20 protein-coding genes and 3 tRNA genes are annotated in these 25,383 nt (G+C 71.3%); 12 read left to right on the top strand and 11 right to left on the bottom strand.

Going from position 1 to position 25,383, the window contains the following annotated elements; translation table 11 throughout:
* Positions 1-229 (top strand): sugar transferase (locus CcI156_RS02480; RefSeq protein WP_139341402.1); only part of this gene is annotated, 229 nt, incomplete at its 5' end.
* 13 nt (positions 230-242) lie between these two features.
* On the opposite strand, the gene cysC is transcribed toward CcI156_RS02480, so the two are convergent.
* Positions 243-2,129, bottom strand: coding sequence for an adenylyl-sulfate kinase (gene cysC / locus CcI156_RS02485; protein ID WP_035732900.1), 1,887 nt, complete (start codon positions 2,127-2,129; stop codon positions 243-245).
* 35 nt (positions 2,130-2,164) lie between these two features.
* Here cysC and CcI156_RS02490 point away from each other — a divergent pair, with 35 nt between their 5' ends.
* From CcI156_RS02490 to CcI156_RS02500, 3 genes are all read left to right on the top strand, one after another.
* A complete protein-coding gene (locus tag CcI156_RS02490) occupies positions 2,165-2,977 on the top strand; it encodes a 3'(2'),5'-bisphosphate nucleotidase CysQ (protein ID WP_076804185.1) in 813 nt (270 codons plus the stop codon).
* Positions 2,978-3,173: 196 nt separating this feature from the next.
* Positions 3,174-4,079, top strand: a complete 906-nt coding sequence (cysD, locus tag CcI156_RS02495) for a sulfate adenylyltransferase subunit CysD (RefSeq protein WP_076804264.1) — start codon at positions 3,174-3,176, stop codon at positions 4,077-4,079.
* Entirely contained in the window at positions 4,079-5,323 is a 1,245-nt protein-coding gene (locus CcI156_RS02500) for a sulfate adenylyltransferase subunit 1 (protein ID WP_076804186.1), read from the top strand. The genes cysD and CcI156_RS02500 overlap by 1 nt, the downstream gene beginning before the upstream one ends.
* 31 nt (positions 5,324-5,354) lie before the next feature.
* Here the strand turns inward: CcI156_RS02500 and CcI156_RS02505 are convergent, their stop codons facing one another.
* From CcI156_RS02505 to CcI156_RS02515, 3 genes are all read right to left on the bottom strand, one after another.
* Complete coding sequence (locus CcI156_RS02505) at positions 5,355-7,565, bottom strand: hypothetical protein (protein ID WP_076804187.1); 2,211 nt, start codon at positions 7,563-7,565, stop codon at positions 5,355-5,357.
* A 5-nt stretch (positions 7,566-7,570) separates the two neighbouring features.
* Entirely contained in the window at positions 7,571-7,852 is a 282-nt protein-coding gene (locus CcI156_RS02510) for a hypothetical protein (RefSeq protein WP_011435787.1), read from the bottom strand.
* 158 nt (positions 7,853-8,010) lie between these two features.
* Complete coding sequence (locus tag CcI156_RS02515; RefSeq protein ID WP_076804188.1) at positions 8,011-8,901, bottom strand: pyrimidine reductase family protein; 891 nt, start codon at positions 8,899-8,901, stop codon at positions 8,011-8,013.
* A gap of 178 nt (positions 8,902-9,079) precedes the next feature.
* Between CcI156_RS02515 and zapE the strand changes: the two genes are divergently transcribed.
* Positions 9,080-10,252 carry a cell division protein ZapE gene (gene zapE, locus CcI156_RS02520; protein WP_076804189.1) on the top strand — a complete coding sequence of 391 codons (1,173 nt, stop codon included), beginning with the start codon at positions 9,080-9,082 and terminating at the stop codon, positions 10,250-10,252.
* A 296-nt stretch (positions 10,253-10,548) separates the two neighbouring features.
* Here the strand turns inward: zapE and treZ are convergent, their stop codons facing one another.
* The 3 genes from treZ to glgX all read right to left on the bottom strand — a co-directional run bounded on the left by treZ (position 10,549) and on the right by glgX (position 17,789).
* Positions 10,549-12,330 carry a malto-oligosyltrehalose trehalohydrolase gene (treZ, locus tag CcI156_RS02525; RefSeq protein WP_076804190.1) on the bottom strand — a complete coding sequence of 594 codons (1,782 nt, stop codon included), beginning with the start codon at positions 12,328-12,330 and terminating at the stop codon, positions 10,549-10,551.
* Between the two features lie 694 nt (positions 12,331-13,024).
* Positions 13,025-15,520, bottom strand: coding sequence for a malto-oligosyltrehalose synthase (gene treY, locus CcI156_RS02535; protein ID WP_254847240.1), 2,496 nt, complete (start codon positions 15,518-15,520; stop codon positions 13,025-13,027).
* Positions 15,510-17,789, bottom strand: coding sequence for a glycogen debranching protein GlgX (glgX, locus tag CcI156_RS02540; RefSeq protein WP_076804191.1), 2,280 nt, complete (start codon positions 17,787-17,789; stop codon positions 15,510-15,512). The genes treY and glgX overlap by 11 nt, the downstream gene beginning before the upstream one ends.
* A 125-nt stretch (positions 17,790-17,914) precedes the next feature.
* Here glgX and CcI156_RS02545 point away from each other — a divergent pair, with 125 nt between their 5' ends.
* From CcI156_RS02545 to CcI156_RS02560, 4 genes are all read left to right on the top strand, one after another.
* Positions 17,915-18,349 carry an NfeD family protein gene (locus CcI156_RS02545; protein ID WP_011435794.1) on the top strand — a complete coding sequence of 145 codons (435 nt, stop codon included), beginning with the start codon at positions 17,915-17,917 and terminating at the stop codon, positions 18,347-18,349.
* Positions 18,350-18,476: 127 nt separating this feature from the next.
* Positions 18,477-19,421 (top strand): SPFH domain-containing protein, encoded by a 945-nt coding sequence (locus tag CcI156_RS02550; protein ID WP_011435795.1) that lies wholly within the window; start codon positions 18,477-18,479, stop codon positions 19,419-19,421.
* A 298-nt stretch (positions 19,422-19,719) separates the two neighbouring features.
* Positions 19,720-20,253: a DUF3145 domain-containing protein gene (locus CcI156_RS02555; protein ID WP_035732894.1), complete on the top strand. Its 534-nt coding sequence runs from the start codon at positions 19,720-19,722 to the stop codon at positions 20,251-20,253.
* Between the two features lie 291 nt (positions 20,254-20,544).
* Positions 20,545-20,838 (top strand): DUF4193 domain-containing protein, encoded by a 294-nt coding sequence (locus CcI156_RS02560; protein ID WP_011435797.1) that lies wholly within the window; start codon positions 20,545-20,547, stop codon positions 20,836-20,838.
* A 111-nt stretch (positions 20,839-20,949) separates the two neighbouring features.
* Here the strand turns inward: CcI156_RS02560 and CcI156_RS02565 are convergent, their stop codons facing one another.
* Positions 20,950-21,537: an isochorismatase family protein gene (locus CcI156_RS02565; protein WP_076804192.1), complete on the bottom strand. Its 588-nt coding sequence runs from the start codon at positions 21,535-21,537 to the stop codon at positions 20,950-20,952.
* A gap of 226 nt (positions 21,538-21,763) precedes the next feature.
* Between CcI156_RS02565 and CcI156_RS02570 the strand changes: the two genes are divergently transcribed.
* Positions 21,764-22,573, top strand: coding sequence for a DUF3097 domain-containing protein (locus CcI156_RS02570; RefSeq protein ID WP_076804193.1), 810 nt, complete (start codon positions 21,764-21,766; stop codon positions 22,571-22,573).
* Between the two features lie 99 nt (positions 22,574-22,672).
* Complete coding sequence (locus CcI156_RS02575) at positions 22,673-23,533, top strand: N-acetylmuramoyl-L-alanine amidase (RefSeq protein WP_076804194.1); 861 nt, start codon at positions 22,673-22,675, stop codon at positions 23,531-23,533.
* Positions 23,534-23,678: 145 nt separating this feature from the next.
* Here CcI156_RS02575 and CcI156_RS02580 read toward each other — a convergent pair.
* The 3 genes from CcI156_RS02580 to CcI156_RS02590 form a co-directional block, all read right to left on the bottom strand.
* A tRNA-Val gene (locus CcI156_RS02580) sits at positions 23,679-23,750 on the bottom strand.
* A 13-nt stretch (positions 23,751-23,763) separates the two neighbouring features.
* A tRNA-Cys gene (locus CcI156_RS02585) sits at positions 23,764-23,835 on the bottom strand.
* A 43-nt stretch (positions 23,836-23,878) separates the two neighbouring features.
* A tRNA-Gly gene (locus CcI156_RS02590) sits at positions 23,879-23,951 on the bottom strand.
* A gap of 220 nt (positions 23,952-24,171) precedes the next feature.
* Here CcI156_RS02590 and CcI156_RS02595 point away from each other — a divergent pair.
* The gene (locus tag CcI156_RS02595) at positions 24,172-25,353 is read left to right on the top strand and encodes a chorismate-binding protein (protein ID WP_023840940.1); all 1,182 of its coding nucleotides are present in this window, start codon (positions 24,172-24,174) and stop codon (positions 25,351-25,353) included.
* Positions 25,354-25,383 lie beyond the last annotated feature (30 nt).

Here is a 25,383-nt window from a genome sequence, read left to right on the forward strand (position 1 = left end):
TCCGCCGCTGCCGTCGGAGGTCGCCCGCTACGAGGACGACGTGCACCGCCGGCTGATGGTGAAGCCGGGGCTGACCGGCCTGTGGCAGATCAGCGGCCGGTCGGACCTCGAATGGGACGAGTCGGTCCGTCTCGACCTGCGCTACGTCGAGAACTGGTCACTGGCGATGGACTTCGTCATCCTCTGGCGCACCGTGTTCGCCGTGCTGCGTCGCGAGGGGGCGTATTAGGGGGCCCGCATGATCAGCTAGTCAGCCAGCCGGCGTGGCGTAGGTGGTCGATGATCCGGTCCACGGCGTCCTCGGCGGAGAGCTCCGCGGTGTTCACCGTGACGTCGGCGTCGGTCGGCGTCTCGTAMGGATCGGACACGCCGGTGAAGGCGGGCAGGACGCCTGCGCGCGCCTTGGCATAGAGCCCCTTCCGGTCCCGCGCCTCGCACACCTCCAGCGGTGTGGACACGTGTACCAGCACGAATCCGCCGCCTGCGGCCCGGACCATCCCCCGGACCTGGGCGCGCACGTCGGCGTACGGCGCGATCGGCGCGCACACCGCGGTGCCTCCGGCTCCCGCGACCTGGGCCGCGACGAAGCCGATCCGTCGGACGTTGATATCGCGGTCGGCGCGGGAGAATCCCAGTCCCTGGGACAGGTGGGTCCGCACGACGTCCCCGTCGAGCAAAGTGAGCCGGCGTCCGCCGTATTCCAGCAGTCGACAGACGAGCAGGCCGGCCAGCGTCGACTTCCCGGAGCCGGACAGCCCGGTGAGAAACACGGTCAGGCCCCGCTTCGAACGTGGTGGGATGGCGCGGGAGAGCTCCGCGGCCACCGTCGGCGGGGTCAGTTCGGCCGGTATCGGGTTGCCAGCGTCGAGCAGCGAGGCCAGCTCCATCCGCCCGGGTGCCCCGATCGCCGGCCCGATGAGGCTGCCGGTCAGGCCGTAGAAGCTGGCCAGATGCGCCCGCTGGGCGGCGAGTTTCGCCAGTTCGTCGGCGGAGCTCGCCGCCGTCTCCACGCCTGTCCAGGCCGCGCCCGCCGCCGCCCACGCGATGTCCGCCAGGTCCGTCGGCGCTGGGGGGGCGGGCGTCACGGCCGTGGCCGGGCCCGGTACCCCTGCCGCCGCGTCGCTCGGTTTCGCGGATGTTTTCAGGACCGTCGCGCTCATGCCCGGTTCGCGGGGGGTGGCCAGCGCCTCCGACGGGATGACCGGAACGAGGACCAGCAGGCTGCGGTGCTCCGGCGTTCCTGCCTCGCCGGCTTTCGGCCGCCGGTAGGGGTCTGGCGGCGGTTCCGACCGCCGGCCGGCAACACCCGGCGGGCTGATCGCGTCGGCGGCGAGCGCCTCCGAGGAGAGCGTCGCCTCGGCGGCCCGCAACGGGGCGTCAACCGCCTTGAGAGCGGCGAGCAGGCAACGGACCCGCAGGTGATGCTCGGCGTCCGCGGGATCGGCGCCACCCACCGGGGCGAGGACGACACACCGTTTGCCCTGCCGGGTCAGCGCCCGGATCCGGCCCACGTCCGCCGTGTGGAGCAGGCCGTCCGCCCACACCGCCCAGCACGCGCCGGAACCCGCCTCGAGGCTGATCCAGCCTCGGGCGAGCAGCTCGGCCCGGACCTGGGCCGGGGTGAGCCGCAGGCCGGGATGATCGGGGTGGTGGGGCAGCCGGATGCCCTCGACCGTGCCGACTAGCCGGACCCGGGGTCCGTCCGGCCCCCCCGGCTGGTCCGGCAGGGGAATGGTCGTTCGGAGGTGCAGCGCCGCGATCATCACTCCCTCGGTGTCCCGCAGGGCCGCCGTGGAACTCGGTGTCAGTGCCTCGGCCTCGGCCGCGCCGACGACGAGGGTCGGCACCGGCACGCCGTTGATCTCGGGGTCCTCGGGATAACCGGGTTCCGACCCGAAGGCACCGAGCAGCAGCAGTTCCAGCTCGGCGAGCTGGGTCGGGCGCAGGGTCAGCGACGGCCAGGCGACCGACGCGGCCGTCAGCTCCGCGCCCCGGGCCGGCGTCGCCAGGACGGGGGTTGGTCCGGACCCGCCGGACTTGCCAGATCCGCCGGTCACACCGGCGGCACCGTTGGCACCGGACCTGGGGCGGTGATCAGGATCGGGGGCGGGATGGGAGGTGGTACTCACACTTGCGACGGTAGCTGGTGACAGACTCCATCCCAATGAACACCGATGACACCCGCCCGCCGTCCACCGTGCCGGTCGACATCGCGACCGACGAACTCGATGACGACGTCCTGGCCCGACGGTTGGCCACGGACGCCGGCAAACTGCTGTTGCGGATCAGGGAGGAGGTCGGGTTCGCCGAACCCGCGACCCTGCGTGACGCCGGGGACGCGCGTTCGCATCAGCTCCTGACCCGGGCGTTGGCGCGGCACCGCCCGCGGGACGCTGTGCTGTCCGAGGAGGGCGTTGACGACGTCGCGCGGCTGTCCGCGGAGCGGGTCTGGATCGTCGACCCCCTGGACGGCACCCGCGAGTTCGCCGAACCCGGCAGGTCGGACTGGGCGGTGCATGTCGCGCTCTGGCAGGCCGGCGAGCTCGTCTCGGGCGCGGTGGCRCTGCCGGCGCTCGGGTTGACGCTGTCCAGCGCGGGCGGGCTGCCGCCGCAGCTGGCCGGGRCGCGTCCGCCACGGATCGTGGTCAGCCGGACCCGGGCCCCACAGCTGGTCACGGAGGTCGCGGAGGCACTGGGCGCCACCATCGTCCCGATGGGTTCGGCCGGTGCGAAGGCCGGCGCCGTCATCCGCGGGGAAGCCGAGATCTACCTGCACGCCGGCGGCCAGTACGAGTGGGACTCCGCCGCCCCGGTGGCGGTCGCGCGGTCGGCGGGGCTGCACACCAGCCGGCTGGACGGCTCGCCGCTGCGGTACAACCAGCCCGACCCGCTGTTGCCCGACCTGGTCATCTGTGCTGCGAGCTGGGCATCGGAGGTTCTCCGGGCGATCGGCGCCGCGGGGGGCTCCGGCGGTTGAGGCGCGTGCCTGCGGAGTGCGCTCGGAGCGGCCGCGGAGGGTGGCGATTGTCGATCCATGGTTGTTCTGGATGGCGTCGGTCGTGGATGTGGGTCCACCGTGAGGGGCGTAATGCCGCCGAAACCGCCGGCAGGGCCGCCGTGTCCGCTACTTTGGTGGGACACATCGCCTCGACGGGGGGTTTCGCGTGCCGGTGATGGGTTACGAGCTCACCCAGCTGCAGATGCTTGAGGCCGAGGCCGTCCACATCTTCCGCGAGGTGGCCGCGGAGTTCGAGCGTCCCGCCCTGCTGTTCAGCGGCGGGAAGGACTCGATCGTCATGCTCCGGGTCGCGCAGAAGGCCTTCTGGCCCGCGAAGCTGCCGTTCCCCCTGCTGCACATCGACACCGGGCACAACTTCGACGAGGTCCTCGAGTTTCGGGACAGGCGGGCGGCGGAGCTCGCCGCCCGCCTGGTGGTCGGTTCCGTCCAGGCCGCCATTGACGAGGGCGTGCTCACCGAAGACACCCGTCCGGGAGCCTCGCGTAACCAGCTACAGACACCGGTGCTGCTCGACGCCATCGCCGACAACAAGTTCGACGCGGTGTTCGGCGGCGCGCGCCGGGACGAGGAGAAGGCGCGGGCCAAAGAGCGAGTTTACTCCTTCCGGGACGAGTTCGGCCAGTGGGACCCCAAGAACCAGCGCCCCGAGCTGTGGTCGCTCTACAACGGCCGGCACCGCCCCGGTGAGCACATCCGGGTGTTCCCGCTGTCGAACTGGACCGAGCTCGACATCTGGCGGTACATCGCCCAGGAACGGCTGGRGATCCCCTCCATCTACTACGCGCATCGCCGGGACGTGTTCGAGCGTGACGGCATGCTGCTGGCGGTCACGCCGCTGACCCGCCCCCTGGCCGGTGAGACGGCGGCGCCCCGGCAGGTGCGCTATCGCACGGTGGGCGACATCACCTGCACCGGAGCGGTCGAGTCAACCGCGGCGACCGTCGAGGAGGTCATCGCCGAGGTGGCCACCACCCGGCTCACCGAACGCGGCGCGACCCGGGCTGACGACCGGGTCAGCGAGGCGGCGATGGAGGACCGTAAGCGGGAGGGGTACTTCTGATGGCCGAGTTGCTGCGGGTCGCGACGGCGGGGTCCGTCGACGACGGGAAGTCGACCCTGATCGGGCGGCTCCTCTACGACACGAAGTCGCTGTTCTCCGACCAGCTCGCCGCGGTCGAGCGGACCAGTCGGGAGCGCGGCGACGGCTACGTCGACCTCGCGCTGCTCACCGATGGTCTGCGGGCCGAGCGGGAGCAGGGCATCACGATCGACGTCGCGTACCGTTACTTCGCCACGCCCCGGCGGTCGTTCATCCTCGCTGACACCCCCGGGCACGTGCAGTACACCCGCAACATGGTCACCGGCGCGTCCACCGCCGACCTCGCGCTGCTGCTCGTCGACGCGCGCAAGGGGGTCGTCGAGCAGACCCRCCGGCACGCCTTCCTGACGTCCTTGCTGCGCGTGCCCCATCTGGTGCTCTGTGTGAACAAGATGGACCTCGTCGACTTCGATCGGGACGTCTTCGAGAAGATCAAGGAGGAGTTCCGGCACTTCGCGGCGAAACTGGAGATCGTCGACGTCACGACGATCCCGATCTCCGCGCTGGGCGGGGACAACGTGGTCTCCCGGTCGCCGAGCACTCCCTGGTACGGGGGCAGCTCGCTGCTGCACCACCTGGAGGAGCTCCACATCGCCTCCGACCGCAACCTCATCGATGTGCGCTTCCCGGTGCAGTGGGTGGTCCGGCCGCGGAACGACGACCTGCACGACTACCGCGGGTACGCCGGTCAGGTCGCCGGCGGGGTGCTCAAGCCCGGCGACGAGGTCGTCGTCCTGCCCTCCGGGCTGACCACGCGGATCGTCGGCATCGACACGTTCGACGGCCCGGTTGACGAGGCCTTCCCGCCGATGTCGGTGACCATCCGGCTCGAGGACGATCTGGACGTCTCCCGGGGCGACATGATCGCCCGGCCGATGAACCAGCCGACCGTCGGCCAGGAACTCAACCTGATGGTCTCCTGGATGGTCGACGCCCCGCTGCGCCGCCGGGCCCGGATCGGGATCAAGCACACCACCCGTTCGGTACGGGCGATGGTCACCGACATCTGCTACCGCGTCGACATCGACACCCTGCACCGCGACGAGACCGTCGAGACGCTGGGTCTGAACGACATCGGCCGGATCGCCCTGCGGACGACGTCCCCGCTGTGCTACGACCTGTACCGCCGCAACCGGAACACCGGCAGCKTGCTGCTCATCGACGAGTCGACCGGGACCACTCTCGGCGCCGGGATGATCATCTAGCCGGTGGCGACGGGGAGAGCCGGGGGCCGGGTCAGCCCGGCCGCCGCCCCCAGTCCGGTGGCAGGGAGGATCCCCGGCTGCCGGCCCGGCCGTCGAGGAACGAGATGCGGTCGTTGTTCGCGACCATCGCCGGGCTCGCGAGCCAGGCGGCATAGGCACGCCGCTGGGTCGGCGTCATCCGCGCGGACGGACGCGGATTCCCCGAGGCGTCGAGGAAGTTCTCCGCCGGCGAGGTGATGAACCCGTCGGCCCTCGGATCGCCGGTGTAGACGCGGCACGGCCCGCCGGCGGGGGCCACCGCGATCGGCCGGAGCGGGTCACGATCCCGGCGGGCCCAGAGCCGGCGGGCGCTGGTCTCGTAGGCCGCCGCCCAGCCGGGCAGGACCCGGGAGGCGTCTCGCAGGTCCGCGACGACCTGGGCGGGGCGGGTGGTCGGCAGGTCGCTGTAACGGGCCCGGATCCAGGCCTCGATCATCTCCACGGTGACCCCGACGCCCAGATGGACGAAGGTGCCCGGTGGGTTCGTCGGATCGATGGACTTGCCCACCTCCCCGAGCACGTCGAGCAGCACCGCCTGCTGCCGGCGGTGGGCGCCGACCGCGTCGGCATGCTCGCGCAGCACCGCCTCGGTCGCATCGGCGAGGGCGCCGGCGAAGAACGCCTGCGCGCGTTCGACCCGCAGGTAGCCCAATGCCAGGGGGCTCGACGAATACCCGCCGGGGGCCGTTTTCCAGCCCTGGACCGAGGCGGCCACCTGGTCGTCGAGACGAAGACCGTAGGTCGTGACATCCTGGGCGAGCAGACCGGCCAGCGCCCCGCCGCGCAGGCACTCCCGCAACAGCGACTCCCACGCCTCGAGCGGGATCAGCTCGACCAGGGCGGACTGCGCCGCCGCGGCCCCGGCCTGCGGGTCCACCGTGGGACCGGGGACCACGGCGGTGACGGCGTCGTAGAGCTCGTCCCGATAGGTCCGTAGCGCCGGGACGAGGGCCGCCCGCAGCCGGAGGAGCAATGGCCGGTCACCGGTCGCCTGGACGGCCCCGGCCAGCCGGGAGACGAACGAGGCCGAGGCCCGCGGATCGGCACGGCGGCTCTCCTGGCTTCCCGCCGCGGCCACCAGCCGGATCCAGGCATCTTCCAGGGATCGGGCCGTCGCGAGATCCACCGGCAGCGGAAGGGCGAGCACGGCCGCGCCGCGCAGGATGGTGTCGATGTGGTCCGCCGCGAACCGGGCGGCCAGCGCCGGGGTCGCGGCGATGGCGTCCAGCAGCACCCCCTGGTAGTCGGTGACGGTCGGTCGGCCCCGGCTCGTGGGCCCGGCCGCGGCGGGGGCGAGCAGGCCGACGTCGTGCGGCGCCGACGGGGCGACCGCGGCGTCACCTGGTCCGTTACCCGGTCGGTCACCCGGTCCGAAGGCCATCCGGCCCAGCCGGTCTAGCAGCGCACTGTCGAGGCGGGCCGAGGCGAGCAGGGGGGTCAGTAGGACCGTCTCGGCCGTGTCGGTCCTCCCGGCGGTGTTGAACCGACCGAGCCAGGCGGCGTCGAGAGTTCGCCGGTGGCTGTAGGAGGCCAGGGTGGCGCCGAGGATCCGTTCGGCCTCCCGCCGGTCGAAGCCGAGCGGTTCGGGTGGACGGTGGACCATCGGCCCCCGCGACAGTCCCTCCACCCGGTAGAGCAGCCGCGCGAGCCCGTCGGGTCCCAGCGCGTCGTGAAAGCCCAGGACGAAGTCCGGATCGTTCATCCGGGACCGCAGCACGGTCAGCGCGTCACGCGGGGTGACCATGCCTGAGGCGTTTCCGCCCGTTCCGCCCCGGCCCGTTCCGTGCCGGCCTGATCCGTGCCGGTCCGGCTCGTCCCCCCGCAGCGAGTGCGCCAACGCCCGTCCGGCGGCCACGGCCTGCTCGGAGGTGCGGGGCGCCTCGGAGGTACCAGGAATGCCCGGCGCCTCGCGGTGCACCGGCCGCCGAAGCGGGGCGGATGTCGGCCTGATCGTGATGCCGATCCCGTCGTCGACACCCTCGGCGAGACGCAGCCGGCGCCGCRGCATGGTGACCTCGGCCTTGACTTCGTCCTCCAGCGCGCCGAGCCGTTCCGCCGGGGTGGGCGGCAACCCGGCATCCGTCAACGCCGCGACGAGGGAGTGGGACCAGGAGCGCAGCAGATCCCCGKCCTCGGCCACGCTGGACACCAGCACACGCATCCGGTCGGGGTCGACGAGCACCCGGTCGCTTGGTCCGGGCATGCGCGTCAGCCGACCTTCCGCGGCCCGCCGGGGCCCGCCGGGGCGAACGCTGTCTCGCGGACCTGCAACGCTGTCTCGCAGGCCTGCACGCACCGATCGAGGGCCATGGCCGCCTCCGCCGCGAGCCGCCGCATCCGGCGTTGCCAGACCTCGGCCTGACGACCCTCCCAGGCCTCGGCACCGACCGCCGAGATCCGCTCCAGCGCGGCGGCTACGTCCAGCCGGGCACGCCGGGCTTGGGTCAGGGCGACGGCCACCGTCGCGCGACGTCCCTCGGGCACCGTCATGCGCACACCACCCAGATCGTGATCAGGTTTACCGGTGGCGACGCTAACAGCGGCCCGCCCGCCCGCGCCCGCGCGGCGACGCGACTGTGGATGACGCCGGTGCCGGTTCGGCCGCCTGTGGATGACGCCGGTGCCGGTTCAGCGCCGGTAACGCCGGTTCAGCGCCGGTAACGCAGGAACAGGACGTCGTCCTCGGCGAGGATCTGGGTCAGGGTGAGCGCGGCCGGTGCCGGCCACGGCTCGCCTTTCATGATCCCGAGTCGGCCCGGTCCGGCCAGTACCGGGGCGATCGTCAGGCACAGCTCGTCGAGGAGACCCGCCGCGGCGAGCTGGGAGTGCAGCAGCGGACCGCCCTCGGTGAGGATGCGGGTCATTCCCCGTTCCGCCAGGGCCCGGACGGCGAGGTCGGGTTCAACGGCGCTGYCGCCGCAGATCGCGATGTCGGCGACCGCCGCCAGCCGCCGGCGCCGATCGAGGGGCGCGGTCTCGCAGGTCAGTAGCACCGGTCGGATCTCCCCGCGGAACAGCCGGGCACCCGGGTCGAAGCCCGCCGTCGCGGTCACGACCGCGATCGGGGGCACCGCCGCGAGCCCCGCGGCGACGCGCCGCTCCCTCCGTTCGGGCGGGATGACCACCGGCCCGTAGTTCTCCGTCCGGGCAGTGCCGGCACCGACCAGCACCACGTCGCTGAGCCAGCGCAGCAACCGGAAGACCCGCAGGTCGGCTTCCCCGCCCAGGGGGCCCGAGCGGCCGCCCACCTCGGCGGCCCCATCGACCGAGGCCACGAAGTTTGCCCGGATGTAGGGGGTATGCGCGGCGGACGGGGGGTAGGCGTACACCTCGTCGAGATCGATGTCCTCGATGTCCTCGATGTCCTCGACGGCCTCGATGTCCTCGATGGCCTTCCTCGCGAGCCCGGCGCCCGCCGCGGCCGTGGAGTCTGTGGTCGCTGCGGCGTCTGTGGTCGCCGCGGCCTTTCCGGGGGCCACCGCCCCGGCGGCCCCCGCGGAACCGGCGAACGGGGGTGGAACCGGGAAGATACGTCGCACCGGGCCGACTGTAACGGGCGACGGTGCTGGTCATCCGATCGGCGGCGAACCCAGGTCGGCGGCGAGCCCATGGCCGGCCCGGGGCCGATCAACCGTTGTGGTATCGCGGTCGTTGTGACGTCGGCCGCGATACCGCGGGCCGGGACGGCGGGTACGGGCGTCTCCGTACGCTGGGCGGGTGGCGCAGCGTCTCGTCGATCGCCGGCCGATTGTGCCGCCCGGGGACCTGGTCGCGGCGCTCGTCCCGCCGCCCCGGTTCGACGCGGTCCGGTTCGCCGGCTACCTGSCCGATCCGGCCGAGCCGAGCCAGGCCGCCGCGGTCATGGCGCTGTCCGCGTTCGCCGACCGGTTGACCGCCTCGTCCGGGCGGTCCAGCCGTTCAGATCGTTCCAGCCGTTCCAGCCGTTCCAGGTATGCGGGCCATTCTGGGAAGGGCGGCCTGTGCGGGCTCCTGACCCGGGGGACGGGGGTGTCGGGTCCGTTCGGATCGGGCCCGCGCCGTTCCGGAAGCGCCGGTCCGTCCGGAATGCGGCCGGGGGTGTACCTCGACGGCGGCTTCGGCGTCGGTAAGACCCACCTGCTCGCCTCGCTGTGGCACGCCGTGCCCGGTCCGAAGGCGTATGGCACGTTCGTAGAACTGACCTCCCTGGTCGGCGCGTTGGGATTCGCCGCGACCGCGCGGGCCCTCGCGGGCCTGCGCCTGGTCGCGATCGACGAGTTCGAGCTCGACGATCCCGGCGACACGGTGCTGGTGTCCAGCCTGCTGACTCGGCTCGTCGAGGCCGGTGTCCACCTGGCCGCGACGAGCAACACCCAGCCGGAGGACCTCGGTGCCGGTCGGTTCGCCGCCGCCGACTTCCGCCGTGAGATCCAGGGTCTGGCGGCCAGCTTCGACATCCTCCGGGTGGACGGGGAGGACTATCGGCACCGGGGTCTTCCGGCCGCGCCCCCGCCGTGTACCGACGACGAGGTCGGCGCGCGGGCGGCTGCCGTGGAGGGRGCGACCGAGGACGGATTCGCCGCGCTGTGCGAGCACCTCGCCGGGCTGCACCCCTCCCGGTACGGCGCGCTCGTGGCCGGGGTCACCCTGGTCTGCCTGCACCGGGTCGTGCCGGTCGAGGATCAGGCGGTGGCGTTGCGGGTGGTGGTCCTCGCCGACCGGCTCTACGACCGGTCGATCCCGGTCGTGGCCTCCGGCGTGCCCTTCGGGGAGCTGTTCGGAGCGGAGCTGCTCGCCGGGCCGCATCGCAAGAAGTACCAGCGGGCCATGTCCCGGCTGAGCGCGCTGGCCCGGGACGCCGCGGCGGGGAACGACACCGCGGGCCGCGTCGCCGGGATGCTGCCCGGCTGACGCACCCGGCCGGGTGCGGCGGCCCGAACGTGCGGCTGACGCACCCGAGTGGGGTGTCGGAGCCTGCGGTCCGGACGCCGGACCGGCCGGAGTATCTGTTCGCCGTTCCGGGCGTGGACGACCCGCTGGCGGTTGTGCCGAGGCCTGCGACCATGGGTGCATGGGAACCTACGTCGTGCTGCTCGTCATGGTGTTGTTGGTGGGGCTGGCGGTGCTGGGCGGACTCTATTTCGTGCTGTCCAGGGACCACACCCGGCGCTGACGGCTGGTGCGCTGAGGGCTGGTGCGCGGACAGGTCAGCCAGCGGTCGGCTCGACCGGGGGGAGCAGGCGGATGATCACGACCGACTCGCCGTCGAGTTCCACCCGTCCCGGCATGTAGGTGAACCCGTGGGCGGATGCGGCCGGGGCGTCGAACGGGACGCCGTCGAGGGGGACGGCCTGCCGTTCGGCGGCCAGGTTCACGACGATCGCCACGTCGCCGCGACGGACCACCAGCCAGCGGGCCTCCTCGTCGAAGGTGCACGCGACCGAGGACCACGCCGGGTCGGTCAGCGCCGGCAGCCGGCGACGCAGCGCGATCAGCCGGCGGTGCCAGTCCAGCAGGTCGGAGTGACCCTCCCGGCCTGGTTCGGACCAGTCGAGTTTCGACTGCTGGAAGGTCGCCGGGTCCTGGGGATCGGGAACGTCCTGCGGCTCCCAGCCGTGGGCGGCGAACTCGGCGCGCCGACCCTCCCGCACCGCGTCCCCCAGCCCGGGGGCGGTGTGGTCGGTGAAGTACTGCCAGGGGGTGCGGGCACCCCACTCCTCGCCCATGAACAGCATCGGGGTGACCGCCGAGGTGAGCAGCAGGGCCGCACCGATCCGGAGCAGGCCGTCGCTGAGCGTGGCTGACGCCCGGTCGCCGGCGGCCCGGTTGCCGATCTGGTCGTGGTTCTGCAGGAAGGTGACGAACCGGTAGGCGGGCGTGGTCGGGGGGATCGGCCGGCCGTGGGAGCGCCCGCGGAACGTCGAGTAGCCGCCGTCGTGGACGAACCCACTGGTCAGCGCGTGGGCGAGGGTCGAGATCGAACCGAAGTCCCCGTAGTACCCCTGCCGTTCGCCGGACAGGGTTGCCCACAGCGCGTGATGGATGTCGTCGCACCACTGCYCGTCCAGGCCGTACCCGCCGGCCTCGGGTGYGGCGACCAGCTTCGGGTCGTTGAGGTCCGACTCGGCGACRGCGAACAGCGGGCGGCGCAGCTGGGCGCCGAGCCGGTGGACCGCCTCGGCGATCTCCTCCAGCAGGTGCAGTGCCCGGCTGTCCTGAAAGGCGTGGACGGCGTCGAGACGCAGCCCGTCGCAGTGGTAGTCGCGCAGCCAGGACAGGGCGCTGTCGATGATGAACGTGCGGACCTCGTCGGAGCCGGGGGCGTCGAGGTTGACCGCGGGGCCCCACGGAGTGCTGTAGCGGTCGGTGAAGTAGGGCCCGAAGCGGCCGAGGTAGTTGCCGTCCGGACCGAGATGGTTGTAGACGACGTCCATGATCACGCCGAGGCCGCGAGCGTGCGCGGCGTCGACGAAGCGCTTGAGCCCGTCCGGGCCGCCGTAGGGCTCGTGCACCGCGAACAGACCGACGCCGTCGTAACCCCAGCCGTGCMGGCCCGGGAAGGCGTTGACCGGCAGCAGTTCGATGGCGTCGATGCCGAGCTCGACGAGATGGTCGAGCTTGCCGATGGCCGCGTCGAAGGTGCCCTCCGGGGTGAACGTCCCGACGTGCAGCTCGTAGAGCACGCTGCCGGCCAGCGCGATGCCCCGCCAGGTCCCGTCGGTCCAGGGGAAGGTCGAGTGGTCAACCAGCCGCGACCGGCCGTGAACCCCCAGCGGCCCCGGCTGCCAGGCCGATCGGGGGTCGGGCAGCTCCTCGCTGCCGTCGTCGAGCAGGAAGGCGTAGTCCGTGCCATGCTTCGCGGACGGGACGTTGACCCACCACCACCCCCGTTTCCCGGCGGTCATCTCGTGCGTCGAGTCGCCGGCGGAGCCCGCCACGACCAGGCTGACCGTCTTCGCCTCAGGGGCCCACAGCCGCAGGGTGCTCATCGGTCTTGTCTACCTGCCAGAGCCGTCGGACACGCCGTGACGGCGACAATGGTGACGACATCGGTCCCCGGCCGAAGGCGCCCGGCTGCCCGGCATGCCGAGCCGGATGGCACCGAGATGGCAGCGAGGTAGTCCCCGGAGGGGAGGGCAGCCGCCGCGCGATGCCTCCACATCTTGATCGTATGGCACCGTTATGCCATGATTTTGCTGTCGTGATGTTCGACCGGAGGTTCGCTGCACTCCCGCCCCTCCRCCGGGCCTACGACACGCCGTCCCACCTGCGCGTTGATTTTCGGGTCCTCATGATCCCTACGAGGGATTGCAACATGATCATGACGAACCGGCGGGTGGGCCACCACCAGGTCCTCATGATCCCTACGAGGGATTGCAACATGACCATGACGAACCGGCGGGTGGGCCACCACCAGGTCCTCATGATCCCTACGAGGGATTGCAACATGACGGGCGTGAGCCGGTGCGCGATGTCATTTGCCAGGAGCCTGGGACCAGGGTCTTGCCATGACCTAGGGACCATCTTGCGGCTGCCGGGACCTTGCCGCACGCGCGGTGGAACGCACGGGCGGCTGAACGGTCTGGCTCAGGGTCGGTGAGAGGCAGGCGACCCAGCCGTGAGCCGCCCCTGCCAGCCCGGYCGCGGGCCACCAGATGTTGGCCGGGGCCGGCCTGCCGCGTGCTACGYGCGGACGAGCAGGCTCACCGGGAAGTCGCGTAGCAGCCGGAGCACATAGGCGGTGCCGCCGTCGTGCTTGCGGCCGGTGAGCACGTCCGTCCAGCGTCCCTCGGGCAGGGGGATGGTGGTGTCCCGCCAACCGCCGCCGCGGCGCAGGCCGAGGACAAGCCGGGGCACCACGGTGACGACGGACTCGGACCGGCTGAAGGCGACGACGTTCTCCGCGGCCGAGCCGGAGGCCCACAGCGGCCGGTAGATCGCGTCCGCCCCGAACCATTCGGGATGGTCGCGGCGGGTCCGTAGCGCCCGGGCGACGACGAGCAGCTTCGCCGCGCCGGAGTCGTCGAGGGTCGGCGGGCGCCGCGGCGCACCGGTCTCGGCGGTCGACTCCACACCGATCTCGGCGAGCAGCTTGGTGCGGTCACCGTAGTTGACCGCCCGCCGGTTGTCCGGATCGACGAGGGAGAGATCCCACAGCTCCTGGCCCTGGTACACGTCCGCCACCCCCGGCATGGTCAGCTGGAGCAGCTTCTGGGCCAGCGAGTTCTGCCGGCCCAGCTCCACCAGCGTGGCGACGTACCGCTCCAGGATGCCGACGAACTCGTCGTCCTCCAGCACTGACTCGATGTAGTTCGTCAGGGCCGCCTCGTAGCCGGGGTCCTGGTCGGTCCAGCTCGTGTGGGTCTTCGCTTCCCGGACGGCCTTGAGCATGTACTGCGTGGCCCGGTCGGCGGGCAGCGGCCAGGCGCCGACCAGGGTCTGCAGCAGGAAGTAGACGGTGACCCGGTCGGGCCAGCCCTGCTCGGTGTCGCGGTGGCGTTCCCCGAGCCGCGCGAGCCGGCCGGCCACCTCGGCCCAGCCGCGGGGGTCCTCAGACAGCACCGCGAGCCGGGCCCGCACATCCTCCGACCGCTTGGTGTCATGCGTGGACAGGGTGGTCATCGTCAGTGGCCAGTTTCGCTGGACCGACAGGTTCGCCTCGTGGAACTCGGTGACGGCGCTGCGTGGGTGCCCGGTCGTGAACGCCGGGAAGCGGCCGGGGTTGCCGCCGACCTCGTTCAGTGCCAGCAGCCGGGCATACCGGTAGAAGGCGGTGTCCTCGATGCCCTTGGCCATCACCGGCCCACAGGTCTGCTGGAACCGGACGACGAACTCGGCCGGCCCGCCCAGCGCCAGGTCCTCGATGAGATCGACCTCGGTCGCCCGCCCCGGCAGGTGGGACCGGGCCTGCTCGCAGGCGCGGACCACGTGCCCGCGGGCCTCCAGGCTCGGCGTGCCGTCTGGGCGGATGTAGGCCCGGTAGACGTCGAAGGCGGCGAGGATCTCGCACATCGCTTCGTGCAGACCGGTTCGGGTGAGGTCGGCCCGGGCCTCCCTGGCCTCCCCGAGCGCGAGGCTTGTCAGCCGGTCCACCTCGGGCTGGAGCACGCCCGCGAGGACGTCGAGCTTGGCGGCCCGCGCCTCGGCCTCGTAGTCGGGGTCCGCACGGGTGATCTCGCCGTAGAGCACCGCGAGGGGATGACCCGCCATCGGGTCGAGAAACAGCCGGGTCAGCCGGCCGATCCCCTCGTAGCCGGTGGTGCCGTCGCAGGCCCAGGTGTCCGGCAGCGCCTCGTCATCCTCCAGGATCTTCTCGACGACGGTCCACACCCCGCCGGTGGCCTCCGACAGCCGGCGCAGGTAATCTTCCGGGTCCGCGAGCCCATCCGGATGGTCGATGCGCAGCCCGTCGAAGGTCCCCGCGCGGACCTGTTCGATGAGAATCCGGTGCGTGGCGGCGAACACGTCCGGGTCCTCCTGGCGCAGCGCCGCCAGGGTCGTGATATCGAAGAACCGCCGGTAGTTCAGCTCGGTCGCGGCGACCCGCCACCAGCACAGCCGGTAGAACTGCGCGTCGAGGGTCGCGGCGACGTCGTCGGGGTTGGCGGTGCCCGCGGCGACGGGCAGCACGTGGTCGTAGTAGACGACGACCCAGTCGCCGTCCTCGTCCTGTTCGACGGAGATCTCCCCGGCCGCCAGGCAGTCGGCGAGCCCGGCGCCCAGGATCGGCACCAACACCCGGCCGGGGTTGTCGGGGGAGGCCCAGTCGATGTCGAACCAGCTGGCGTAGGGGGATTCGGGTCCCTCGCGCAGCACCGACCACCAGGCCGCGTTCGTCGTTTCCGGGGCGATCGCCATGTGGTTGGGGACGACGTCGACGATCAGGCCGAGTCCCGCCTTGCGGCACGCGGCGACGAGCCGGCGCAGCCCGCCGGCTCCCCCCAGCTCGGGATTGATCTGCCCGTGCTCGACGACGTCGTAGCCGTGGGTCGAGCCGGGCGCGGCCTCCAGCACGGGCGAGAGGTACAGGTGGGAGACGCCGAGCGTGGCCAGGTAGGGGACGACGACCGCCGCATCGGTGAGGGAGAAGTCCAGGTTGAGCTGGAGCCGGTAGGTGGCGGTCGGTACCACCCGGTCGGCGCCGTACCCCCCGTCGGGGTGCGTCGGGTCAGCTGACACGGCGCAGCACGACGGTCGAGCGGGCGTCGAGTTCGATGGGATCGCCGGCCTTCACGGCCCTTCCCATGCTCGCGGGATCGAGGGCCGAGTGGAGCAGCGCGGTGTCGCTGAGCCGGGCGTCGACCTCGGCCGTCGACGCCCGGGTGTCGACGACGATCTCCCACGAACTGCCGAAACTGGTCGCCGGCGCCTGGAACCCGACCGGTTCATGGTGGGCATTGAAGAACAGCAGGAACGAGTCGTCGATGATGGCCTGGCCCAGCGCGTCGGGGTCCGGTATCCCCTCACCGTTGAGGTAGACGCCGAGTGATCGCGCCGTCCCGGACTCCCAGTCGCTGTCGGACATCTCCGTGCCGTCCGGGCGGAGCCAGGCGATGTCCTTGACGGCGGGGTCGTCCTTGACGGCGGGGTCGTCGCCGGAGCGCCCGCCACTGCCGTCCGCGTCCTGGCCGCCCGCCTGCCCGCCGGTGACCGCCTCGGCCGCGCCGTGCGTCGTGCCGCCCTGCCCGCGCAGCGACTTGCCCTGGAAGAACCGGCGGCGGCGGAAGATCGGATGATCATGGCGCAGCCTTGACAGCATGCCGGTGAACTCGATCAGGTCGGCGTTGCGCTCGGCGTCGGACCAGTCCAGCCAGGAGATCGGGTTGTCCTGGCAGTACGCGTTGTTGTTGCCCTGCTGGGTGCGTCCCATCTCGTCTCCGGCGACCAGCATCGGCACCCCCTGGGACAGCAACAGCGTCGTCAGCAGGTTACGGGTCTGCGCGGCGCGCAGGGACAGGACGGTCGGGTCGTCGGTGGGCCCTTCGACTCCGCAGTTCCACGACCGGTTGTCGTCGGAGCCATCCCGATTGTCCTCGCCGTTGGCTTCGTTGTGTTTTTCGTTGTAGGAGACCAGGTCGTGCAGGGTGAACCCGTCGTGCGCGGTGATGAAGTTGATCGATGCCCACGGCCGGCGCCCGCTGTTCTCGTACAGGTCGCTCGATCCGGTCAGCCGGGAGGCGAACTCGGCGATCCCGTGGTCCTGCCCGCGCCAGAAGCCGCGGACGGTGTCGCGGTATTTACCGTTCCACTCGGTCCACAGCGGGGGGAAGTTCCCCACCTGGTAACCGCCCTCGCYGAGGTCCCACGGTTCCGCGATCAGCTTGACCYGGGAGACCACCGGATCCTGCTGGACGAGGTCGAAGAACGATGACAGCCGGTCGACGTCGTAGAACTCCCGGGCCAGGGTCGCCGCGAGATCGAACCGGAACCCGTCCACGTGCATGTCGGTGACCCAGTAACGCAGCGAGTCCATGATCAGTTGTAGCACGTGCGGGTGTCGTACCCGCAGGCTGTTGCCGGTGCCCGTGTAGTCCATGTAGTACTGGGGACGGTTGTCCACGAGCCGGTAGTAGGCGCTGTTGTCGATGCCGCGGAAGCACAGCATCGGACCCATGTGGTTGCCCTCGGCGGTGTGGTTGTAGACGACGTCGAGGATCACCTCGATTCCGGCCTCGTGCAGGTTCTTGACCATTCCCTTGAACTCCTGCACCTGGCGGCCGTGGCCGCCGGAGGCGGAGTAGCCGCTGTGCGGCGCCAGGAACGCGATGGAGTTGTAGCCCCAGTAGTTGCGCAGCCCGCGGCTGACCAGATGCTCGTCATGGACGAACTGGTGCACCGGCAGCAGCTCGATCGCGGTCACGCCGAGCTTGCGATAGTGGTCGATCATCACCGGGTGGGCGACTCCCGCGTAGGTCCCGCGGTACTCCTCCGGCAGGCCGGGATGGTTCTTGGTCAGCCCCCGGACATGCGCCTCGTAGATCACCGACTCGTTGTAGGGCCGGCGTGGCGGGCGGTCCCCGTTCCAGTCGAAGAACGGGCTGATTACCACCGACTTCATCATGTGGGGGCCGGAGTCGGCGTCGTTGACGCTGTCGGGGTCGCCGAAGGTGTAGGGGAACACCGCCTGGTCCCAGGCGACCTCCCCGTCGACCGCCTTCGCGTACGGGTCGAGGAGGAGCTTGGTGGAGTTGCRGCGCAGCCCTCGGGCGGGGTCGTAGGACCCGTGGACCCGATAGCCGTAGCGCTGGCCCGGTCCCACGGTGGGAAGGTAGGCGTGCCAGACGAAGGCGTCCCGTTCCCGCAGGTCGATCCGCTCCTCGTTGCCCGCGTCGTCGAACAGGCACAGCTGGACCCGGTCGGCGACCTCGGAGAAGATCGCGAAATTTGTGCCCGATCCGTCGTATGTGGCGCCCAGGGGATAGGGGCTGCCGGGCCATACCTGTGACATACGACCGAAGCCTACGGGCCGAACGGTATTCGCGGGCCGGGGTCGCTTCATCCCGGGTTCGCGGGGCCTGCGATCCTTGAAGATTCTTTGATCGCCTGCTGAACGCCGCAGTCTATCATGGAGTCATGTCCGACGGGACGATCTGGATCGTCATCGCCGGCGCCCTGGTCGTCGGCGAACTACTGACGCTGGACCTGACGCTGGCGATGTTCGCGCTGGCCGCGCTCATCGGGGCCGGTGTCGCGCTGCTCGGCGTCGATCTGGTCTGGCAGATCGTCGCCTTCGTGGTCGCGGCRGGTGGATTTGGGCTGGGACTGCGTCCGGTGGCGAAGCGTCAGCTGCAACGTACGCCGCCCCTGCTCACGGGTGCCGACGCGCTCGTCGGAGAGCGYGCGATGGTGGTGGAGCGGGTCGACGGCGGCGGGGGTCGCGTGAAGATCAAAGGAGAGATCTGGTCGGCTCGGTCCTACCCCACCACCACCGTGCTCGAGGCCGGCAGCGAGGCGCGGGTGCTGCGCATCGATGGTGCCACCGCCATCGTCCACAGTTTCGAGCTCTGACGACCGGGGCCCCGGCGCCCCCGGCGATGCCAGTGGATGTGACAGCGCCGACATCGGGCCGGCCGGCCTTCAACCGGCCGGCATCGGGACGGCCGACATCGAGGGGGCTGACAGTGAGGGGTACGCCATGGCAGGAGTGATCGCCGCCGCGGTGATCGCGGTGGTCCTACTGATTTTTCTGGTCCGGGCGGTGCGCATCGTGCCGCAGGCGCGCGCGATGGTCATCGAACGGCTGGGCCGGTATCACCGCACGCTGACGCCGGGCCTCGCGATCCTGGTCCCGGTTGTCGACCGGGTCCGTGACCGCATCGACCTTCGGGAGCAGGTGGTCAGCTTCCCGCCGCAGCCGGTGATCACCGAGGACAACCTGGTGGTCGGGATCGACACGGTGATCTACTTCCAGGTCACCGACCCGCGGGCGGCGACCTACGAGATCGCGAACGTGATCCGGGCGATCGAGCAGCTGACCGTCACCACTCTGCGCAACGTGATCGGTGGGATGAACCTGGAGGCGACCCTCACCTCGCGGGACCAGATCAACGGGCAGCTGCGCGGCGTGCTCGACGAGGCCACCGGAAGGTGGGGAATCCGGGTCAACCGGGTGGAGCTCAAGGCCATCGATCCGCCGAAGTCCATCCAGGACTCGATGGAGAAGCAGATGCGGGCCGAGCGGGACCGCCGGGCCGCGATCCTGACCGCGGAAGGCGTCAAGCAAAGCGAGATCCTGCGGGCCGAGGGGGAGAAGCAGGCCGCGATCCTGCGGGCCGAGGGGGAGCGGGAGGCGCAGATCCTCACCGCTCAGGGCGAGGCCCAGGCGATCGACACCGTCTTCCGGGCGATCCACGAGGGTGACGCGGACCAGAAACTGCTGGCCTACCAGTACCTGCAGACGCTGCCGCGGATCGCCCAGGGGCAGGCGAGCAAGTTGTGGATCGTGCCCAGCGAGCTGACCACCGCCCTCGGCGGCCTCGGTGGCCTGTTCGGCGGTGCGGACCAGGCGGACAAGACCGTCGGGACCCGTCCCGCGCCCTCCGAGGGCCCGTCCGCGGGACCTCCGTCAACCGGTTCGTAACTCCCGGGTCTCCCGGCCCGGCGGTCCGGCGGCTCGGCGGTCCGGCGGCTCGTCGGCCGTCGTCGCCTGATCTTTTCGGGTGACCCGCCTCCTCGGATGACCTGCCCGATCGGCCCATCCCGAGCCCGTCACCAATGGTTGGTGCGGACAAGACTTCCGGCCATTTAGTGATACTTCAGGAGGAGGTAGGGCTAGTCCGCTGAGCCGGACCATGGGACGATTCACTCAGCCGAACGGGGGCGGGTCGACGGGCGCAGGGGAAGGCGTTCCTCGTCGACGGAGGTCCCGCGTGGTCGCAATGTCCCCGACAGCTCGTGAGCTGTCATCCGGCTCGTCGTCCTTCGCCGTGCCGGGCAAGCTGGCGGTTCTCGCCTGTCCGCCGGCGCTGTGCCCGCACCTGGAGTTCACCGTGTCCGGCGTTCTGTCGTCGCCAGTGTCGTTGACCTGGACGGCGCAGCCCGGCATGCCCGGATTTCTCTTCGCCGGGCTGGAGTGGCGGGCGTCGCCTGCTACCGCGGGGCGGGTGGCTGGCGCGCTGCGCCGGCTCGGGCATGTCACGTTCGAGACCGTCGAGGGACCCTCACCAGGGTGTGACGCCGAGCGGTACTCATACACCCCCGAGCTAGGGCTGCACCGCGCCGCGATCGCCGCGAACGGGGACGTCGTCGTGGGGGAGGCGGCGCTGCGGGCTCTGCTGGAACGGGGGGAAGCCCGGGAGACGCTCTCCCGGGGCCTGCACCGGCTGCTCGGAACCGCCTGGGACGACGTGCTCGAACCGCTGCGCCGGGGCGCCCACGGCGCCCCGGTCACCTGGCTGCGCCGGACCGGGTAGCCGGGTGGGGGCAGCCAGGTGACCGGGGCGCCGGCCGTGCCGTCCGGCTGCCGCGGGAGAGCTGCCGGACGTCGGCCGGGCGGGCTGGCGGGGTGGACGAGGCTCCTGGGCTGCGGAAGATCAGTGCGGCAACGTCGTCGGTCAAGGCCAGGGGATTCTCCGGGGCGTCTGAGGGCCGAGGGTGTGGTGAAGCCCACATCGGGGTAGCGCGGGTCTGACGGGCACATACCCCGGCGGTCGTGCGTTGTGGGTTGCGCACGACTACGCACAACTTCTCTGGGAGTTACTTCAGTGGCCACCGATTACGACACCCCTCGTACAGCTGACATCGAGGACGCCTCGGAGCAGAGCCTCGAGGCCCTCAAGGCTCGGCGGGCGGACGCGGCGGCTGATCTCGGTGACGACGTTGATCCGTTCGAAACCGAGCTCGGCCTGCCCGGCGCCGACCTGTCGGGCGAGGAGCTGAACGTCCGCGTGCTGCCGCGCCAGGCCGACGAGTTCACCTGCACGCAGTGCTACCTGGTGCATCACCGCAGCCAGCTCGTGGACGAGCGACGGATGATCTGCCGGGACTGCGCGGCCTGACCGACCGCATGGTCCGATCGGCTCTTGGTCAGTCTCCACCGCCGAGGACAGCTCCACGATCAGTTCGGGCTCGACCGCTACCGGCGGTTCGGGCTCGTCTGGTCCGGCTTCTCACCCGACCAGAACGCCGGCGTCCCGCAGGCGTGCCACGGCTCGCTCGTCGTCGCCCGGGCGCAGGTTGACGAACCTGGTGAGGTCGAGTGGCAGCAGCACCTTCAGGCCCCGCAGCCGGRCGTCCAGCGCGCTCTCCTGGACGCAGTAGTCGCCGGCCAGCCCGACGACCACCACCCTCGACACGCCCAGCTGTGCCAGCCGTTCACCGAGCACCGTGGCGGCCCGCCGCCCCGATGCCGGGTCACGCACCGAGAAGGCCGAGTAGCCGTCGCTGCCGTCGACCCCCTTGCGGATCACCTCACCCTTGACGATCAGGTCGGGATGGAACTGGGCGCCGGGGGTGTCCCCGACGCAGTGCGGCGGCCAGATCCCGCCGCCGGTGACGAAGTGCGGGGTCTCGTGCGGGTGCCAGTCCTGGCTGTAGAAGACCGGGGAGCCGGCGGCCACCGCCGCGGCGATCTCCGCATTGATCCCGGCGATGATCTGCTCACCGCCGGCCACGTAGAGGCTGCCGGCCGGATCGGTGAAGTCGTTCTGCACGTCCACGATCAGCAGGGCGGTCCCCGGCCCGTAACGCTGACTCATCGTCGTGTCCCCTCCGCCGCGCTCCGCCCTCGCGTCGCGGTGTACCCACCTCTCCCGGTGTACCAATCTGTCCCGATGTACCCGTTCATCTCGATGCACCCGTTTGTTCCGATACGCCCGCCTGTCCCGGCGTACCCGTCCGTTCGGTACGACCACACTKTCACATTTTCGACACGCCCGCGTCGATATCCCTGATCATGATGGTGTGTCGGCTTAGGTTCGCAGGATGCGTAGTCGAGACTACGGGCCGGACGTCCTGGCTCCCGCCGCCCGCCCGCGCCCGGTGCGCCCGCCGGAGGTCGAGCTCGAGCGTGACCTCGTGGTCGAGGACGTGGCCACCGGTTTCTGCGGGGCTGTGGTAGGCAGCGAGAACGGTGGGGTGACGCTGGAGGACCGCCACGGCATCCGGAGGGTCTTCCCCCTGGAACCCGGCGCCTTCCTGATCGAGGGCGCGCGGGTGACCCTCGTGCGTCCCCGCCGCGGGACCCCGGCCCCCGCGGCGCGCACCGCGTCCGGGTCCGTGGCGGTGCCCCGCCACCGGGCCAGGGTCGCGCGGGCGAGCCGTATCTACGTGGAGGGTCTGCACGACGCCGCCTTGGTCGAGCGGGTCTGGGGTGACGACCTGCGCATCGAGGGGGTGGTGGTGGAGAGCTTGGACGGGGTCGACGACCTGCCGTCGGTGGTCGCGGGGTTCCGCCCGGGGCCCGGCCGCCGGCTCGGCGTGTTGGTGGACCATCTCGTCCCGGGGTCGAAGGAGAGCCGGATCGYCGCCTCCGTCGCCGGTGGCCACGTCCTGGTGACCGGTCATCCCTACATCGACATCTGGCAGGCGGTGAAGCCGGCGTCGGTCGGCATTCCCCGCTGGCCCGAGATTCCCCGCGGCCAGCCCTGGAAGGAAGGGGTCTGTCAGGCCCTCGGTGTGGAGGACCCGGCGCAGATGTGGCGCTGGATCCTGGCCTCGGTGGACAGCTACACCGACCTTGAGGTGGGCCTGCTCGGCGCGGTGGAACGACTGATCGACTTCGTCACCGGCTGACGGCCGGGCCCGGGCGGCCCCCGTACGGGCGCCGCGCAGCCGACCGCGTACGGTCACTTCCGGTGGGGACGGGCCCCCTCCGTAGGCGGGAGACACCGAATGCCGGCACGGATCAGACCATCGATCCTGCTTCGGATTGTCGGTGCGGCCGCCGTGGCCCTGGTCGCCGTGGCCCTGGTCGCCGGGGTGGCTCTGCATCTCGTGGTGGGCGGGTCCGCCGGGGCGGGCGCACCCGGCCCCCGGCCCGGCGTGGACGGGACCTCACCAACCGCCCTGTCCGGCCGGAAGGTCGTTCTCGATCCCGGGCACAACGGAGGAAACGGCGCCGCCGCGGGGTCGATCAACCGGCGGGTTCCGGCCGGCGGTTTCGACAAGGAATGCGACACCGTCGGCGCCGAGACCGACAGTGGTTACCCGGAGCACGCCTTCACCTTCGACGTCGCTGGGCGGGCGGCGGCCATTCTGCGCTCCCGGGGCGCGAGCGTGATCCTGACGCGCGACAACGACTCCGGGGTGGGCCCGTGCATCGACGAGCGGGCCCGCATCGGCAACCGGACCTCGGCCGACGCGGTGGTGTCGATACATGCCGACGGGGGACCGGCGGACGGGCGCGGCTTTCATGTCATCGCGCCCGCGCTCAGCCCGGACCGGGCCAACGCACCGATCCTCGCCCCGTCGGCACGTCTTGCGGCGATGGTGCGATCCGCCTTCGGCCGGGCCACCGGGCAGCCACTGGCGGACTACCTGGGCGAGGATGGTATGACGATCCGCTCCGATCTCGGTGGGCTCAACCTCTCGCGGGTGCCGAAGGTCTTCCTGGAGTGCGGCAACATGCGCAACCGCACCGATGCGGCCGAGCTCGCCGACCCGGCCTGGCGGGCCCGGGCGGCGGCGGGCCTTGTGGRCGGGATCACGTCGTTCCTGCTGGGGGACGAGGCGTCCTCGCCCGGCCCGGGCTGACCCGGCTTCGTCCGGCGATGGGCGCGGCGGGCGGCCGGGCCTATCGCCGGATTTCCGGGCGGCCCACCGCCCACCGGCCGTCGCACACGCAGAGGGCCACCCGTGACGGGTGGCCCTCATAGGACAGCCAAAACGTTTCTCGCGGTGGGCGATACTGGGATTGAACCAGTGACCTCTACCGTGTCAAGGTAGCGCTCTCCCACTGAGCTAATCGCCCTCGAAAGGATCAGAGGCGGAGGCGGGAATCGAACCCGCGTACAGGGCTTTGCAGGCCCTTGCCTAAACCACTCGGCCACTCCGCCGTGGGAGGCCGCTGGGGACGGACCTCAAGCCTCTCTGCTCCCGAGCGGACGACGGGATTCGAACCCGCGACCCTCACCTTGGCAAGGTGATGCTCTACCAACTGAGCCACGTCCGCGCTGCTCCGCGCTTCTCGGCGGTGCAGGTAGCACTCTAGCGGACGATCGGGCCAGACGTCGAACCGTCCGGCGGGCATCGCTGAGATGTTGCGTTGGGTCAAGGTTCTCCGGATGAACACCGGCTTTCGCCCACGGCACGTCCATGCGGCTGGCGGCCGTCGAGGGGCTGGTCCATGCCCTGGGCGGCGGGTCACCTCGGGCGGCGGTAGCGTGATCGGAATGAGCGAGACGAACGTGGCGGCTCGGGAGACGAGCCCTCTCGGGCGTGTGGCACCGTCACCCCCGTGGGATGCCTCCTCGTTCCTGCTCGCYGGCGGCCGGTTCGCGACCGAGGTCGTGGAGATCAGCGATGACGCCGCGGTGCTGGATCGAGATGGCTTCTGGGCGGTCGTCGTCGACTTCAAGGGGGCCGTCCGTTGCATCCGGTTCGCCGACGTGCGGCCGGCGCCTCCCGGTGGTGTCGCGGCGCTGCGGCGTGGCCCCTGGCTCGGACCGTCGCGAGCCGCATGGGCGACGACCATGAACCGGGCAGCCTACCTTGACGGGGTTGCGGCGATCCGTGAGCGCATCGCGGCGGGGGAGGTCTACCAGGTCAATCTCTGCCGATTGCTGTCGGCGCCCCTGTCGGCGCCCGCGGCGGAAGGCGCGGGGGGTCCCGGTGTCGGTGCCGCCGGTGTCGATCTCGGTGCCCTGGCGGCCGTCGTCGCCGCCGGCAATCCCGCGCCGTACGCGGTCGTCCTGGACGTGCCGGAGGCCGGGGTGCGCATCGTCGGCGCCTCCCCGGAGCTGTTCCTCTCCCGCCAGGGCGACGTCGTGAGCTCCAGGCCCATCAAGGGAACCGGTCGGACGGCGGCGGATCTGCGGGAGAAGGACGTCGCCGAGAACATCATGATTGTCGATCTTGTTCGCAACGATCTCGGGCGGGTTGCCCACCCGGGAAGCGTGACGGTGCCTTCACTCTGTGCTGTGGAGAAACACCCCGGTCTCGTGCACCTCGTCTCGACCGTCCGGGCCCGGCTGCGGCCGGGGGTGGGCTGGCGGGACCTCCTGGCGGCGACCTGCCCGCCCGGTTCCGTCTCCGGTGCGCCGAAGTCGAGTGCGCTGCGGATCATCCGAGAACTGGAACCGGCCTCTCGGGGCTACTACTGCGGGGGGATCGGCTGGGTGGATGCCGACCGGAACGTGGGTTGGCTGTCTGTTGGTATTCGTACGTTCTGGATCGAGGACGACCGGATCTGGTTCGGTACCGGCGCTGGTATCACGTGGGGGAGTGATCCGGACTCGGAGTGGCGTGAGACCGAGCTGAAGGCCGACCGGCTGGTGGGGCTGGCGAGCCGATCGGACGATAAGCCGGGCACCGGCGGTGGGCCGAGGACAAAAGGACCCGCCTGGCGGCGCTAGGCCGGCCAGGCGGGCGGGTGCTCTGTGTGT

Origin of the sequence: Frankia sp. CcI156, from assembly GCF_001983015.1 — a bacterium.
Lineage (GTDB): Bacteria > Actinomycetota > Actinomycetes > Frankiales > Frankiaceae > Frankia > Frankia casuarinae.